General features: G+C 57.4%; 10 protein-coding genes, 2 tRNA genes and 2 pseudogenes. 2 read left to right on the forward strand and 12 right to left on the reverse strand.

The annotated features are described in order from the left end of the window. Positions 1 to 24: 24 nt before the first annotated feature. From BUE09_RS14385 to BUE09_RS14430, 8 genes and pseudogenes are all read right to left on the reverse strand, one after another. Positions 25 to 954, reverse strand: a complete 930-nt coding sequence (locus BUE09_RS14385) for a glycosyltransferase family 2 protein (RefSeq protein WP_073301668.1) — start codon at positions 952 to 954, stop codon at positions 25 to 27. A 1-nt stretch (position 955) separates the two neighbouring features. Continuing rightward, positions 956 to 2,482: a lipopolysaccharide biosynthesis protein gene (locus BUE09_RS14390; protein WP_073301670.1), complete on the reverse strand. Its 1,527-nt coding sequence runs from the start codon at positions 2,480 to 2,482 to the stop codon at positions 956 to 958. A gap of 22 nt (positions 2,483 to 2,504) precedes the next feature. Next, positions 2,505 to 3,686 carry a DegT/DnrJ/EryC1/StrS family aminotransferase gene (locus BUE09_RS14395; RefSeq protein WP_073301673.1) on the reverse strand — a complete coding sequence of 394 codons (1,182 nt, stop codon included), beginning with the start codon at positions 3,684 to 3,686 and terminating at the stop codon, positions 2,505 to 2,507. A 60-nt stretch (positions 3,687 to 3,746) separates the two neighbouring features. Continuing rightward, positions 3,747 to 4,520, reverse strand: a complete 774-nt coding sequence (locus tag BUE09_RS14400) for a hypothetical protein (protein WP_417778962.1) — start codon at positions 4,518 to 4,520, stop codon at positions 3,747 to 3,749. A 746-nt stretch (positions 4,521 to 5,266) separates the two neighbouring features. Further along, positions 5,267 to 5,343 (reverse strand) — tRNA-Met (locus tag BUE09_RS14405). Positions 5,344 to 5,525: 182 nt separating this feature from the next. Next, positions 5,526 to 5,602: transfer RNA gene (locus tag BUE09_RS14410), tRNA-Met, on the reverse strand. A 693-nt stretch (positions 5,603 to 6,295) separates the two neighbouring features. Continuing rightward, positions 6,296 to 7,075: pseudogene (locus tag BUE09_RS14425) on the reverse strand (EAL domain-containing protein); the annotation flags it as partial. Positions 7,076 to 7,169: 94 nt separating this feature from the next. After that, positions 7,170 to 9,266: a carboxy terminal-processing peptidase gene (locus BUE09_RS14430; RefSeq protein ID WP_073302025.1), complete on the reverse strand. Its 2,097-nt coding sequence runs from the start codon at positions 9,264 to 9,266 to the stop codon at positions 7,170 to 7,172. Between the two features lie 291 nt (positions 9,267 to 9,557). Here BUE09_RS14430 and BUE09_RS20860 point away from each other — a divergent pair. Then, a pseudogene (locus BUE09_RS20860) lies at positions 9,558 to 9,690 on the forward strand (NAD(P)H-quinone oxidoreductase); the annotation flags it as partial. Positions 9,691 to 9,888: 198 nt separating this feature from the next. Here the strand turns inward: BUE09_RS20860 and BUE09_RS14435 are convergent. The 4 genes from BUE09_RS14435 to BUE09_RS14455 all read right to left on the reverse strand — a co-directional run bounded on the left by BUE09_RS14435 (position 9,889) and on the right by BUE09_RS14455 (position 14,098). Continuing rightward, positions 9,889 to 11,178 carry a M18 family aminopeptidase gene (locus BUE09_RS14435; protein WP_073301679.1) on the reverse strand — a complete coding sequence of 430 codons (1,290 nt, stop codon included), beginning with the start codon at positions 11,176 to 11,178 and terminating at the stop codon, positions 9,889 to 9,891. A gap of 272 nt (positions 11,179 to 11,450) precedes the next feature. Next, positions 11,451 to 12,323, reverse strand: a complete 873-nt coding sequence (gene htpX / locus BUE09_RS14445; protein WP_073301684.1) for a protease HtpX — start codon at positions 12,321 to 12,323, stop codon at positions 11,451 to 11,453. Positions 12,324 to 12,437: 114 nt separating this feature from the next. Next, on the reverse strand, positions 12,438 to 12,881 hold the full coding sequence (locus BUE09_RS14450; protein WP_073301686.1) for a hypothetical protein: 444 nt from the start codon (positions 12,879 to 12,881) through the stop codon (positions 12,438 to 12,440). Between the two features lie 5 nt (positions 12,882 to 12,886). Next, positions 12,887 to 14,098 carry a pyridoxal phosphate-dependent aminotransferase gene (locus BUE09_RS14455; RefSeq protein ID WP_073301694.1) on the reverse strand — a complete coding sequence of 404 codons (1,212 nt, stop codon included), beginning with the start codon at positions 14,096 to 14,098 and terminating at the stop codon, positions 12,887 to 12,889. Between the two features lie 190 nt (positions 14,099 to 14,288). Between BUE09_RS14455 and msrB the strand changes: the two genes are divergently transcribed. Then, positions 14,289 to 14,687, forward strand: coding sequence for a peptide-methionine (R)-S-oxide reductase MsrB (msrB, locus tag BUE09_RS14460; protein ID WP_073301696.1), 399 nt, complete (start codon positions 14,289 to 14,291; stop codon positions 14,685 to 14,687). Positions 14,688 to 14,710: the final 23 nt, after the last annotated feature.

Below are 14,710 nucleotides of genomic sequence, written 5' to 3' on the forward strand. Positions count from 1 at the left end.
GCGGGAGAGACGACCAGCTGTTCGTCAGACACCTGGGGTCAGCCTGCGCAAAAGATTGATGCTGATGTTCTGGAAGACCTGACCCAGTGCCTGGAGCTTGCTGAGCGGCGAGATCGACGCGAGCGCCTGAGCGAATACCTGGATCATGAAGTACTCGTACAGCGGCTGGTCGCCGATGCGCTGGTAGTAACGAGCGAGGTTGTAATAGGCGTGCGTGGTCATCTGGATGCGTTGCTTGCTGCTGCGCATCGAGAAGATGCCGCCTTCGTGCACACGGTAAGCCGCCGGCTTTATCTCTTCGATGAACTTGCCCTTGCCATGCGCGCCCAGCAGTGACCACCAGCAGATATCCAGCACTTCGACGCCGTGCAACTCAGGTGGCAACTCCTTTAAAAGGTTGCGAAAACAGACGGTCAGCGTGGAAACCGGACGCGCCTTTTGCAGCTGAACAGCGGTTGCGTCCTTGCGATACTTACCGGTCAGGTGAGGGGTACGGACGACGCCTCGGCTGTTGAACATGAATGCATCGTGGTAAGTCATCACGTAGTCACGATGTTTTTCGAGGAAATCCACTTGGATCTGCAGCTTGCGTGGGTCCGTCCAGTAATCATCCCCTTCGCAATAGGCGATATATCTGCCGCGGGCCTGAGCGAACAGTCGGGTGCTGAACGGCACCCCTAGCTGATATTGATTTTCTTGCTGATAGATCGGCTTGATCAAGTTGGGGTAACGCGCGGCGTATTCGCGGACGATAGCCGCTGTACTGTCGGTCGAGGCATCATCGTGAACGACCACGTCGAATGGGAAGTCGGTTTGCTGCCGAATGAAACCGTCCAGCGTTTCCTTTATGAACGCGGCATGGTTGTAGGTCAGGCAAATGATGCTCAGCAGGGGAGATCTTTGGTCGCCCCAGGCTGCCATGACGTCCTGTTCGGTTTTCGATTGGGTATCCATTTCAAACGCTCGGCTTGGTCATCATTACGTAAAGCCGCATCACTACCGGCCTGGAGGTGAAGGTCACCAGCGTCAGGCAGATCAGTCCGCTGACGGCCAGCCCTAGAAGAATGTCGAATCGGTTTTCGCTGGCGATGGCGGCGAAAACCGATTCGCCGATCAGCAGACCCAGGCCGGTCATGGCCGTGATACGCAACAGGTCCTGTAGCCATGGTCGATGCAGGCGCGCACCGAAGCGCTTGTGCACCATCGACGGCCAGATCAGGAAGGTCAGCATGCGCAACCCGAACCAGACCAGCGCTGCGCCGTACACGCCATGCTCGACGGTTGCGTAAACGACCACGGGAATGCTCAACACTGCGCTGACCACGCTGAACCACACATGGAGCCGTAGCTGCCCATAGGCGTATTGCAGATAAAACTGAAAGGCGGTTACGGCCATGATCGCGCTGCCGACGACGTACCAGGGCAGTATCAGGCGGCTCCATTTCGCTGCCTCTGCATCGCCGGTCCAGGCGAAAACCAGATCGGCGGCGTGAAAGGCAATCACCCCCGCCAAGGGAAACAACAGGCTGCAGACGAACCGGTTCGCGTTCAGGTAGAGCGCCTGCATGTCGGCGATTCGGTCCTCGGCGACAAGCATCGTCATGCGTGGGAGCAACGTCTGCACCAGTGGATTGGTCAGCGTCATGATGCCGGTCGACATCAGCGCGATCAGCGAGAAATAGCCGAACTCGTTAAGCGGCAGCACATTCGACAGAAGCACCTTGTCCAGCTGGGTCAGGATGATCCACAGCACCGAAGTCAGCGAAATGCCAGCGGCGAACGGCAGCACCGGCTTGACCACTGCCCAATTGAAGCCGGTCAGCAGCTTTGGGGTGGGCATCAAGCTGTACGCCTTGGCGGCGAAGATAAGGGTTTCGAGCAGCCCGACAGCGGCCTGGAAAACAAAAAAGTCCTGTGGGTTCTGGCTGATATTGGCCACCAGAAACAGCCCACCGAAATAGCGCAGTGTGGCGACGGTGACATTAGCGCCATTCAGCCAAGCATGCAGCTCAAGCCCTTGCAGGCCACTCTTGTAGAGCGTGGCGTAGAGCTTGAGGCCGATTATCAAGCCCATCAGGCTGATGCAATGGACGATCGTGGCGTTGCTCAGCTCCTCTGCCTGTAACCATTGGTGAGCGATCCAGCCGCTGGCGAAATGGATGCTGAACGCGGTGAGCAGTGCCAACGGCAGAAAGATGATTTCGAATGAACGCAATAATTGTCCCGGCTCGTAGCGTTGCGCCGCGCAGCCGTTACGACCGCGAAAATGCGCAATTTGACGAACCAACGAAGGGGACAGGCCGGCGTCCAGCAGCTGCAGCCAGGCTTGAAGAACTGCGAAAAAGCCGATCAGACCATAGGCCTCGGCGCCCAGGTGCCCGAGATAGAAGGGCAGAATAAGGATGCCGATGAGCATGGCGTACGCTTGGCCTGCGTAGCTAAGGCCAGTATTACGAAGCATCGATAGATTTCGATCGGACATGTCGTCAGCCGTTCTGATTGGGTCAGTAAATGCGCTTGTACGCAGGGGCTGGCGGGCTTAGATGGTCGTCCAGCAACAGACTGGCAGCGACCTGGGGCCAGATGTGCTCGGTGGGCAGGTGGCTGCCCTGCGATGACTCATTCAGTAGCGTCTCGATAACCGTGTTCTGGACGTGCCGTGGCAGGCCCGGATAGATCGGCAGGCACAGGACCCGGCGACTCAAGGCGCGAGATTCGGTTTGTGGGGTTTGTGGCTGCACGTAGCTGAGGGTGTCTAGCGAGGGGTAGAAGTAGCGCCTGGGGTTGATGCCTTTGTCCTTTAGCGCCACTCGGCAGCGCAGCAGTTGATCTTCATCCCTCAGGGCTATCGGGAAATAGCTGTGGTTGCGTTGCGAGTGTGGCTGCTGGCTTTGCAAGTCGAAGTGATCAGCGAGCCGCCGTACGTAGCGGCTGGCGATTTCTTCGCGCTGTTCCAGAATCAGTGCCATGTCGTCGAGGATGCACAGACCCATTGCGGCGGCAAACTCGTTGAGTTTGGCGTTGATGCCGATGCCGTCGATGATGTCGGTGTCGACGATGCCGAAGTTGCAGAGCAAACGAATCCTGACGGCCAGCGCATCGTCGTTGGTGACGATGGCACCGCCCTCGATTGTGTGAAAAAGCTTGGTCGCGTGAAAACTGAGCGTGCTGATGTCGCCCCAGTTGAATACCGAGTGGTCCTTGTAACGAACACTGAATGCATGAGCGCCGTCATAGATCACTTTCAGGCGATGCTGTTGCGCAACCTGCGCGATTGACTCGACGTCGCACGCATTGCCAAAGACATGAGTGGCGACGATCGCCTGGGTGTCGGCCTCGATACTCGCTTCTATCGCCTGGGGATCAAGATTCCAGGTAGCTTTGTCGATATCCGCGAATATCGGTCGAATGCCCTCCCACTGAAGTGAACTGGTGGTGGCGACGAAACTGAACGGGGTGGTGATTGCACTGCCGGTGAGGTTCAGGGCCCGATAGGCAATCTGCAATGCCAAGGTGCCGTTGTTGGTCAGAATGATGTTTCTGACGCCCAGGTAATCACGCAGCCGCTCCTCCAGCTCAGTCACCAGTGGACCATGGTTGGTCAACCAACCGGATGCGTAGATGCTGTCGACGTAGCCCAGGAATTTGGTTTTGTTGCCCAGATACGATTTGGTGACATTGATCATCTCGATGTCCTTATCGGTCGTCACGTCGGATAGCAGACGCAAAAAAGTGCGTCTGTGAGATCACGCAGTAGGTTGCGTACCCAGGGCTGTTGCGCGTCGTGCCCGGCGCTGGTTCAGCTTGAGGATCATGCGAGTAGCGAAGCTGCCCGCATGCGGGTCGCCATAGTGAAAGATGGCTGTTGCGCGGCGGTGGGAGGGATCGCACGGCTCATTGGCATGCAGCGTGCGGTAGCCCCAGAACAGGTAGAGGTTGCCTGGGACGAGTTGAAGCTTTTCGGGGCGCAGCAGTTTGTGGCGGATGGCTGCGCTGATCAATTTCCGACTCAGCGAATTCTGCAGCAACGCCTTTTCCACAACGTTAATCAGGACGTTGGAGCGTATGCGGCGACCATTGGGAAACAAGATCAGATCACCTCGATCGATGCCGTCCTGAGGGATTTCTATTGGCAGCAGTGCCGTGACCAGGCTGGCGTCGTAGTGAAAGCAGTTGGATTCGCGACGCCCCGAGGTTCCCTGGACACAACGCAAGACTTTTAAAATTTCGTCGTTATAAGCGGCTTTCCCCGCACCCGCCTGATAGACATTTTCCAGCATGTTACGAAACTCTGGCGAAGCGCCTAGTGCGCCCAATAGGGAACTTTCTATTTCGCGCCCACCATGATGCGCAAAGTAACTGCCTTTATGTTTTTCGGCTTCGATTCCGACACTTTCTTGCAGCGAAGCAAGCTGTTCGCTTGATAGAAAGTTGGCAATGCAGGAACTTCCCTTAGCGTTCATCTCGCTGGTTATTAACTGAAGAGCTGGCGCTTCCAAGTTGCGAAAGGATGTATTCACGATGGACTCCAGTCGGATCATGCAGTGAGTAAGTGTTTTAGTCGGGTATTGAGACGAGTCGAAGCTACTCGATGCGTTAATGGTTGTATGCCAAAGGCACTACCATCAACGCATCGAGCCAAAGTTAGAGTTGTCGGACCTCTACGCTAATCTCGCTCGATCTGGCATAGCTATCGCCACCAGCCGCTGCAGCGGCCTCTGGACCTGTCTGCGATCCCGCTGGACGATACTTGTTGGCTCCAAAGCAGGCTTAGGCAGAGCTACCGCACTCGGCTAGAAATCGAGATAAGCATTAACAGCTTATTGGCACAGGCAGCACATCAGCTCCAACTGGGAAAAACGCCATCCATGTGCATCAGCGCAGTAAAGTGTTCCTGCTTGGTTTAACAGCCCTTCTGAGCTGCAGCTGATTTATGTGATGTAGTTAACATTCAGAACATGACGACAGTCAAGATAAGAAACAAAATAAATCAACGCCGATAGGGTTCGTTATCGCAATTCATTGATCGCAAAGGAGTTTAGCTAGTACGGTAACGGTAACGGGGCGCGGTGGCTTAATCAGCGTCCATCTTCTGAACTAAGCCATCCGATCTACGACTATATTTTTAATAAAAAACGAAGCGCTGAAAACTAGTCTATTTATTTCGAACCATTCAAAGAGGGGAGCGCATTGTCTGGATGAAGTTTCTTCGGTGACAAAAAAAGCGCGCAAAAAAAAGGCCACTCATAAGAGTGGCCTTTCTATTTGGTTGCGGGAGCCGGATTTGAACCGACGACCTTCGGGTTATGAGCCCGACGAGCTACCAGACTGCTCCATCCCGCGTCTGTGGGCGGCATTCTACAGGCTGGAGATCCCCTGTCAACCTTGCGGCTCGTTAAAACGTTTTATTTTCAAACGTTTAGGCTGGTCATCAGACTTAGCTCAACGAGCGGAGCACGTAAGCATCAGGCCGATGCGGGGACCCAAACGAAAAAGGCCGCTCGATTGAGCGGCCTTTCCGTGTTTGGTTGCGGGAGCCGGATTTGAACCGACGACCTTCGGGTTATGAGCCCGACGAGCTACCAGACTGCTCCATCCCGCGTCTGTGGGCGGCATTCTACATCTTTCGGCAGATCTGTCACGGCTTTATTGCCAGCCGGGCGATCTTTTATCACGCGCTTAGCGAAACATGAGCGGTGTGCGACTCGGTTCGAGGCTGGTTTTGATCCCGTCGGGCTTCCCGGGACGGCTTGTGATGATGGCGAGCGACTCGCAGCATGCCCCAAAGCATCGCCAGGGCGGCTGCACTCCAGCCAACTACTATCAGAAGAATTACCAGTGGCGGCGTAATCATCGTTCGATTCCTTTCTAACCTGACACATCTGCTCTCTGATTAGTGGACCGCGAAAAGCAAACAACGGTTCCGCTTGCCATCTGTCGATAGCGCGGATCAACGGCAGCAGCCAGTTGCCTAAACCGATGACGGGACTATTAAGGAGAAAGCTATGCGGAGCTATTTGCCTATTGCACTTGGAGCCGCGCTTGCGGCTGCAGTTACAGGCCAGGTGTCAGCTGCAGATCCGATGCCTGGACACGCTCAGCTGGCACAGAACACCGGCGCGGTCGACCGTACCCTGGGTAATGGTTCCATGGGCGCTGGCGAGGGAATCGATAGACTACCGGAGACGTCCGAGAAGGATCTCGACGTCCGTGATCAGCGACCGCAGCAAACTTACGAGCAATCCAATCACGGTGACACTGATACGGATATGGAACATCGCCCGCGCCGGACATTGGGGGATCGAGACCAGGATTGATCGGGCAAATGTACGCTGGTGTTGGCTTTCGGCTCCTCCTCCGGGCGCCCCAGCAGATAGCCCTGAACCAGATCCACGCCCAGGTCTGCCAGGACGCGGAGCTCTTCGCTCAGCTCGATGCCTTCGGCGATGACCTGCGCGCGTGATGCTCTGGCAATCTTCATGATTGACTCGACGAATTCGCGTTTCACAGCGTCCCGGTGGATACCGTCTATGAAGTACCGATCAATCTTGACGTAGTCAGGGCGCAGCTCCGACCGCATGCGCAGGCTGGAATAGCCAGCGCCGAGGTCGTCCAGCGCAATGGAAAAGCCCATGTCTCGATAATGATGCAAGGCGGCACGAAGCAGTTCGAAATCGTCAGTGGGCGTCTGCTCCGTGAGCTCGATTACAACACTCTCGGCCGAGATGCCGTATTTGTGTAGTAACTCCAGCGTGCGGCCCGGCTTGTGCGTCGCATCCAACAGGGTTTCCGGCGACACGTTGAGGAACAGTTTCCCCTGCAGCCGTTGCTGACTGTAGCGGCGACAGGCGGTCTCGCGACAGGTCAGGTCCAGTTCATTGAGTCGGCCGGCATGTCGGGCCGCCGCAAGCAGGTTGATAGGGGAGTGAAGCGAAGTGTGCAAAGGGCCGCGGGTGAGGGCTTCGTAGCCAAGGATGACCCGTTCGGCAAGCGACACGATGGGCTGGAACAGGCTGGTGATGTTGCTCTGAGCAAGGATGGAATCCAGTGTGCTCAACTGCTCGGTAACGATCATGAGGGTCTCGTGCGGCCTTAAAATACGAAGGGCCGCACAATGGCGGCCCTTCGTATTTCACGACACTGCGATGTCATTTTGATGACACCTGCACTCAGCGCTCGACAGGTTGGTTCTTGGCCATGGCCTTATGCAGACCTAGGTAATCCAGCAGAATTCTGCCGCTTTCCGAGAGATAGGCATCGTCCTCCGGTTTGATCTTTTTATCTTCAACGTGCGGTGTCGTTTCATCCTCTTTTTCAAGCTTGGCCAGCGGTTCTTCACCTTTGGCCTCGCGCAAGGTGTTTTCCAGCGCCAACTGGCGTTTCTCGATGCGTTCCTGCTGCGCCCGGCGCTTCTCCTCGTTGAGACTGATGATCGTCTCGTGAGTCAACTCCTGAGTCAGTGCGAGACGATCGCGCGTGAATACAAAGTCAGGGTCCTCATGGGTCCGGTCTTCGTGACGAGCCTTGAGTTCAGAGAGGAACGGCTTGAACGGGTTCATATCCGGGCTGACCGCTGCGCGAATGCTGTCCCATGGCATCGCTTCCGGCAGCGCGCTTTCGCCAATTTCCTTGGTATCGACTTCGGCTGGGTAGGAGATGTCCGGAATCACGCCCTGATGCTGCGTGCTTTGTCCGGAGACTCGATAGAACTTGGCCAATGTCAGCTTGAGCTCGCCATGATTGAGTGGCTGGACCGTTTGCACGGTGCCTTTGCCGAACGTCTGTCCACCGACGATAAGCGCTCGGTGGTAATCCTGCATGGCGCCTGCAAAGATTTCCGAGGCCGAGGCGGACAGTCGGTTAACCAGCACAGCCAGCGGCCCTTTGTAGAACACACCTTGCTGCTCATCGGCCAGGACGTCGACACGGCCATCGCTGTTGCGGACCAGGACCGTAGGGCCTTGATCGATGAACAGGCCGGTCAGTTCGGTGGCTTCCTGAAGGGAGCCACCACCATTGTTACGTAGATCAATCACCACGCCATCGACGTCTTCCTGTTCCAACTCCGTGAGCAACTTTTTCACGTCGCGGGTCGTGCTCTTGTATTCCTCGTCTCCGGCACGCAGGGCCTTGAAGTCGAGGTAGAACGCGGGGATTTCGATGACTCCGAGCTTGTAATCGCGGCCGTCCTGATTGAGCTTGAGCACGGATTTCTTCGCTGCCTGCTCTTCAAGCTTCACCGCTTCACGGGTGATGGCAACGACCTTGCTGCTCTGGTCGTTTGGTGCATTGCTCGCCGGGATGACCTCGAGCCGGACGACCGATCCTTTCGGGCCGCGGATCAACTTGACGACTTCGTCGAGCCGCCAGCCGATCACATCGACGATCTCTTCGTCGCTCTGACCGACGCCGACAATCTTATCGGCAGGCGCGATCTGCTTGCTCTTCTCGGCAGGACCGGCGGGAACCAGACGCACCACCTTGACGTGCTCGTTGTCACTCTGCAACACGGCGCCGATCCCTTCCAGAGAAAGGCTCATATTGATATCGAAGTTCTCCGCATTGTCAGGTGACAGGTACTGCGTGTGCGGGTCGTAGGATTGCGCAAAGGCATTGATGTAGGTCTGAAATACGTCTTCGCCACGGGTTTGCTCAAGGCGCGTCAGTTGGTTCTTGTAGCGCTTGGTGAGCAGCTCCTCGATTGCTTTGGGCTCCTTGCCGGCGATCTTCAATCGCAGCACCTCGTCCTTCACGCGTTTGCGCCAGAGGTCATCCAGTTCCTGCTCGTTCTCGGGGCGCGCTGCATTCTCGCGGTCGATCAGCAGCTCCTCGTCAAGCGTGAAGTCAAAGTTGTCGACGCCTCGCTCCAACAGATTCAGAGCGTATTCCAGTCGGCTCTGTAGGCGCTCCAGATGCACCTTGTAGATGATGAACCCAGGCTCAAGGTTGCCGTTCTTCAGGAAGTCATCGAACTGGTTGCGCCAGGTTTCGAATTCAGCGACGTCCCCGGTGGTGAAGTAGCTACGCGAAGGATCGAGCATCTCGAGGTAGCTGTCGAAGATCTTCGCCGAGCGAGCGTCATTTAGAGGGGGTTTGTTGTAGTGATGGCGCTTGAGTAGCTCGACCACGTTCAGACTGGCGATCACCTGGTCACGGTCAGGCTGTAGATAGTCCCAGGCATGTGGGTCGGCAGGTTTGGCCAGGGCAGCACTGGCTTGAAGGCCCATCAGCAGGGTGAGCACGCCTGCGGTCAATGATCGTTTCATGTCGGAGGGGAGATGCGAGGCTGAGTAATAACGCATAGTAGGCCATCAAATCAGGCGCCGGGACGGATTCCGCCCGGCGGGGAGAATACAGCCCGATGTATCTGGCGGCTGGCACGCCGCGATTCAGATCGCACCTAGGCGGTCGAGCAATTCGCGGCACCGAGGGGACCGAAAAGACAGTCCTTGGTTTGGAGGCGTATCGCTATGTAGCCTGGGCTGAACTTGATCCGCGGCCTGCACTGCCGGAGTCACGGTTTAGCGGGCACAGGTGTGAACCACTATGGAGGCAGCATGAAGGCATTGCAAGGCATCGAGGGACAGGTGGGGGTGGGCAGAGCGTGCAGGTGCGAAGTGCGGCAAAGGAGAGTTCAGGATTCGAGTCGCTGCTGCAGGCCTGAACCGTGCCGATCTGCTGCAACTCGCGTGACATTTATCTGCTGTCATTCGGCATGACCGGATCCTCTGCTTGGGTGTGCCGGGATGGTCAGCGAGACGGATGAGAGCGCTTCGTATCAAGGCTTTTGCGGCGCTGGCAGCAACCAAGTGTCTGGCAAGGGTGCGTTGGTGATGGGCGACACTCTGGTATGAGCAATCCAGGCGCATGCGCCTGGATATCAGGGTATCAAGGCAACTCGGAGCTCGAATAGAAAGCGCTGAGTACCTTCACCAGATGCGCCAGGTCCTGGCTGCCGGCCAGCTCGCGGATAGAGTGCATGCCAAAGGTCGGCAGGCCGATATCGACGGTGCGCACGCCGAGCTGGCTGGCGGTGATTGGGCCGATGGTCGAGCCGCAGCCCATGTCACTGCGGGTGACGAAACTTTGCACCGACACTTCGTTTTCCAGACAGAGATGACGGAAAAAGCCGGCGGTTTCGCTACTCGTGGCGTAGCGCTGGTTGCTATTGACCTTGATCACCGGCCCGGCATTGAGTTTAGGGCCGTGGTTGCCGTCATGTTTGTCGGAATAGTTCGGATGCACCGCGTGCGCATTGTCGGCCGAGATCAACAGTGAGCGGTTAATGCTGCGCTGGAAGGACTCGCCTTCAGGCAATACGCGGCGTAATACCTGCTCGAGAAACGGCCCGTCCGCTCCGCACATCGAGGTGGAGCCAACTTCTTCATGGTCGGTGCAGACCAGCACGCAGGTTTCCTCGGCGGCGGCGCGCAACAGGGCTTGGAGGCCGGCAAAACACGACAGCAGGTTATCCAGGCGGGCGCCGGCGATGAAGTCGCCATTCAGGCCGATCACCGCAGCACCCTGGGTATCGTAGAAACTCAGCTCGAAATCCAGTACGACGTCAGCCACCAGACCATGCTCGCGGCTCAGTTGGTCCGCCAGCAGCGCGCGAAAATCCGGGCTGTCTTCACTGGCGACTTGCGCCAGCACCGGCGGCAGCTCGTTCTGCGGGTTGATCGCCCAACCCTGATTGGCGTCTCGATTGAGATGGATGGCAAGGCTGGGAATCACTGCAATAGGCAGCTGGAAATCGATCAGCTGGCTTTCGATCCGACCGTCTCGGCTATAGGTCACGCGTCCAGCCAGGGACAAGTCGCGGTCGAACCACGGCGCCAGCAATGCGCCACCGTAGACTTCTACGCCGAGTTGCCAGAAGCCTTGCCGTTGCAGTTCAGGTTGCGGCTTCACCCGTAGGCAGGGACTGTCCGTGTGAGCGCCGACCAAGCGCATGCCATTTTCGATGACTGACCGCGTCCCGAGCTGGAACGCGACGATCGCAGAGTCGTTACGGGTGACGTAGTAACGGCCGCCCGATTCGGTGTCCCATGTCTCGCGCTCATCCAGCGCTTTGAAGCCAGCGGCCTGCAGGGTCTTGGCGAGACTCGCGGTGGCGTGGAATGGGGTAGGGGAGGCCTTGAGGTAATCAATCAGACCCTGGTTGAGTTCTTCGCGCATGAGCGGCTCCGGACGGCAAGGGCCGAAAGTTTATAGCATCGGGACCGGTGTCGCTGCAGGTCGCAGCGCCTTATGAAGTAACAGCCGCGCCTGGCTATTACTTCAAACGAATACCGATGCTTCTCGCGGCCCATGGCAGGCTTGCGGCCTTACTCGTTGAGTTCCGACAGCGTCCACCCATCGATCTGCTGTATCTGTATCTCGCGGTTATGAGTGCCCAATCCTTGTTTCGGCCGAGCATCCTTGGTGTCGAAAGCGAACGGCTCGCTAGCTTAGCCGCGCTGGCGCAGGGCTTCGATGCGGTCTTCTAAGGACGGGTGGGTCATCAGCAGACCGGCCAGGCCGTTGCGCAGGGCGCCGTTGATGCTGAAGGCCTTGAGGCTGTCCGGCATGTCGACCGGCACGCCCTGTTCCGCGCGCAATCGCTGGAGAGCGCCGATCATGGCGCTGGTGCCGGCCAGCTGTGCGCCTGCCTCGTCGGCGCGGAATTCACGTTTACGCGAGAACCACATGACGATGATGCTGGCGAGAATACCCAGTACCAGCTCGGCGAAGATGGTTGCTACGAAATAGCCGATGCCATGGCCATCTTCGTTCTTTAAGATCGCACGGTCGACGAAGCTGCCGAAGATGCGCGCAAAGAACATGACGAAGGTGTTTACCACACCCTGAATCAGCGCGAGGGTCACCATGTCGCCATTGGAGACGTGACCGATTTCATGAGCCAGAACCGCCTTGACCTCGTCCGGCGAAAAGCGCTCGAGTAAACCTTGGCTGACGGCGACCAGCGCGTCGTTCTTGTTCCAGCCGGTGGCGAAGGCATTGGCTTCGTAGGCGGGGAAGATACCGACTTCGGGCATCTTGATCCCAGCATCCCGGGCAAGCTGCTCGACAGTTTGCAGCAACCACTGCTCATGGCGTGTGCGCGGTTGGCTGATGATCTCGGTGCGGGTACTCATCTTCGCCATCCATTTGGAGATGAACAGCGAAATCAGTGCGCCAGCGAAACCAAAAACGGCGCAGAAGGCCAGCAGGCTGCCGTAGTTCTGACCGGTATAGCGGTCGACCCCGAGCAGCTTGAGGGTGACACTGGCGACGACCAGTACAGCCAGGTTGGTGGCCAGGAACAAGAAAATGCGCATCATGTTGCGGCAGACTCCAGAGGGAACAGTAAAGAACGATAGGCTATATAAGGTGAGGGTCGTCGCGATTCAACCGAGCGACTATTTCAAGCTATGTCGCCTGCCTAGAAGCTGGACTCAGCGATGATCGGCCAGTGAGCTATCGAACAGCTGGCGGGTCAGCTTTGCCAGCCGCTCGCTGTCGCCTTCACGCAATGTCTCTCGTAGCTGATGCGCCAGGGTGGACTGGACTCGACGAACACTCGACGGCATTGATTCATGGCAGGCGAGGGCGTCGGGGACGCTGCGTGTCAGTCGCATGAATGCTTTCTCGGTGAGCGTCGCCTGGTCCAGTGCCTGGAAATGAATGGTGCTCTCGAAGCGCAGATAGCCTTCCTCGGCGAGCCATATCAGCGCACCGAGGCAGCCTTGGTGGCGCTTGCTGGGCAGGCCGAACTCATCGGGTTCTTCATGGCCGATGAGGTCTCCGACGTACAGCGCGATCTTCCGCGGAAAGGCCTGATAAAGAATCAGCAGCCCGGCCGCGGCGTCCCGGTAGAAGTCGTCGATCTGCAGGTCCATCGATCCTACTGACTGTAGGTCTTGAGGAAATTGCCGATGCGGCCAATTGCTTGCTCGAGGTCATCGACGCGGGGCAGGGTGACTACCCGGAAGTGATCCGGCCAAGGCCAATTGAACGCCGTCCCCTGAACGACCAGTAGTTTTTCTGACAGCAGCAGATCGAGGACGAATTTCTCATCGTTGTGGATCGGGCAGATCTTCGGATCGATTCGAGGGAAGGCATACAGCGCACCCATTGGCTTGACGCAGCTGACGCCGGGAATGTCGTTGAGCAATTCCCAGGTCCGGTTACGTTGTTCCAGCAGTCGGCCCGGTGGCAGCACCAGATCGTTGATGCTCTGGTAGCCGCCCAGAGCCGTCTGAATGGCGTGCTGGGAAGGCACGTTGGCGCACAGGCGCATATTGGCCAGAATGTCGATGCCTTCGATGTAGCTCTGTGCTTTGTGCTTGGGGCCGGTGATTGCGACCCAGCCGGAGCGGAAGCCAGCGACCCGGTAGGACTTTGAAAGCCCGTTGAAGGTGAGGCACAACACATCAGGGGCAAGGGATGCGGTGCAGATGTGCACAGCATCGTCATAAAGGATCTTGTCGTAGATCTCATCGGAGAACAGCACCAGCTTGTGCTGACGAGCCAGCTCGACCATGCCCTCCAGGATTTCGCGTGGATATACCGCACCCGTGGGGTTGTTTGGGTTGATCAGTACCAGTGCCTTGGTGTTCGGCGTGATCTTGGCTTTGATGTCGGCGAGATCCGGCCACCAGTTCGCCTGCTCGTCGCAGAGGTAATGCACCGGTTTGCCGCCCGCCAGGCTCACGGCGGCGGTCCACAAAGGGTAGTCGGGCGCCGGAATCAGTACTTCATCACCATTATTGAGCAGCGCCTGCATGGACATCACGATCAGCTCGGACACGCCGTTGCCAAGGTAGATGTCTTCGATAGTGATGCCTTCTACCTGCTTCTGCTGGTAGTACTGCATGATTGCCTTGCGTGCGCTAAACAGGCCTTTGGAGTCGCTGTAGCCCTGCGCGGTGGGCAGGTTGCGGATTACGTCCTGGAGGATTTCCTCCGGCGCTTCGAAACCGAACGGTGCCGGGTTGCCGATGTTCAGCTTGAGGATGCGATGGCCTTCCTCTTCCAGGCGTTTGGCGTGCTTGAGCACTGGCCCACGGATGTCGTAGCAGACATTGGCGAGCTTGTTCGATTTGCTGACCTGCATGATCCTGAGTGTCCCGAAGTGAAGACGTGTCCAGCTTTCGACGGCTGGCGACGTTTGGCATGAACCCGGGCGCCTTGGCAGTCTGAAACCCCGCTGCCAGACTAGGCGTCTAAGAGCAACGCATCATACGTGCGGCCCGACTACCGGAAAAGGTACAGATCCGCCTTTTTTGAGATCACGAGGTGTACCGATGGACAAGCTAGAGAAACCGCTGGAAACCTGGCGTGAAGAGCTCTCCGACGAACAATTTCAAGTCTGCCGACTGGGTGCGACCGAGCGACCCTTTAGCGGTCAGTACAACGAAACGAAAACACCCGGCATTTATCATTGCGCCTGCTGCGACGCACCGTTGTTCGATTCTCACGCCAAGTTCGATTCCAGCTGCGGTTGGCCGAGCTACTTTCAGCCGGTCAGCGATACAGCGATCGCCAGCGTCGACGACTTCAGTCACGGTATGCACCGCATCGAAGTTAAATGTGCCCGTTGCGATGCGCATCTGGGCCATGTGTTCCCCGATGGTCCTGCGCCGACCGGGCTGCGCTATTGCATCAATTCAGTCTCTCTCAACCACAAGCCGCGCGAGGCCTGACCGGCATTGCTACGCGTCATCAG

The organism is Stutzerimonas xanthomarina DSM 18231 (genome assembly GCF_900129835.1).
In the GTDB taxonomy this organism is placed as follows: Bacteria; Pseudomonadota; Gammaproteobacteria; order Pseudomonadales; family Pseudomonadaceae; genus Stutzerimonas; species Stutzerimonas xanthomarina.

Coding starts and splice junctions, on each gene's coding strand:
- BUE09_RS14385 (WP_073301668.1), bottom strand. CDS start 954: ATGGATACCCAATCGAAAACCGAACAGGACGTCATGGCAGCCTGGGGC.
- BUE09_RS14390 (WP_073301670.1), bottom strand. CDS start 2,482: ATGTCCGATCGAAATCTATCGATGCTTCGTAATACTGGCCTTAGCTAC.
- BUE09_RS14395 (WP_073301673.1), bottom strand. CDS start 3,686: ATGATCAATGTCACCAAATCGTATCTGGGCAACAAAACCAAATTCCTG.
- BUE09_RS14430 (WP_073302025.1), bottom strand. CDS start 9,266: ATGAAACGATCATTGACCGCAGGCGTGCTCACCCTGCTGATGGGCCTT.
- BUE09_RS14435 (WP_073301679.1), bottom strand. CDS start 11,178: ATGCGCGAAGAACTCAACCAGGGTCTGATTGATTACCTCAAGGCCTCC.
- htpX (WP_073301684.1), bottom strand. CDS start 12,323: ATGATGCGCATTTTCTTGTTCCTGGCCACCAACCTGGCTGTACTGGTC.
- BUE09_RS14450 (WP_073301686.1), bottom strand. CDS start 12,881: ATGGACCTGCAGATCGACGACTTCTACCGGGACGCCGCGGCCGGGCTG.
- BUE09_RS14455 (WP_073301694.1), bottom strand. CDS start 14,098: ATGCAGGTCAGCAAATCGAACAAGCTCGCCAATGTCTGCTACGACATC.
- msrB (WP_073301696.1), top strand. CDS start 14,289: ATGGACAAGCTAGAGAAACCGCTGGAAACCTGGCGTGAAGAGCTCTCC.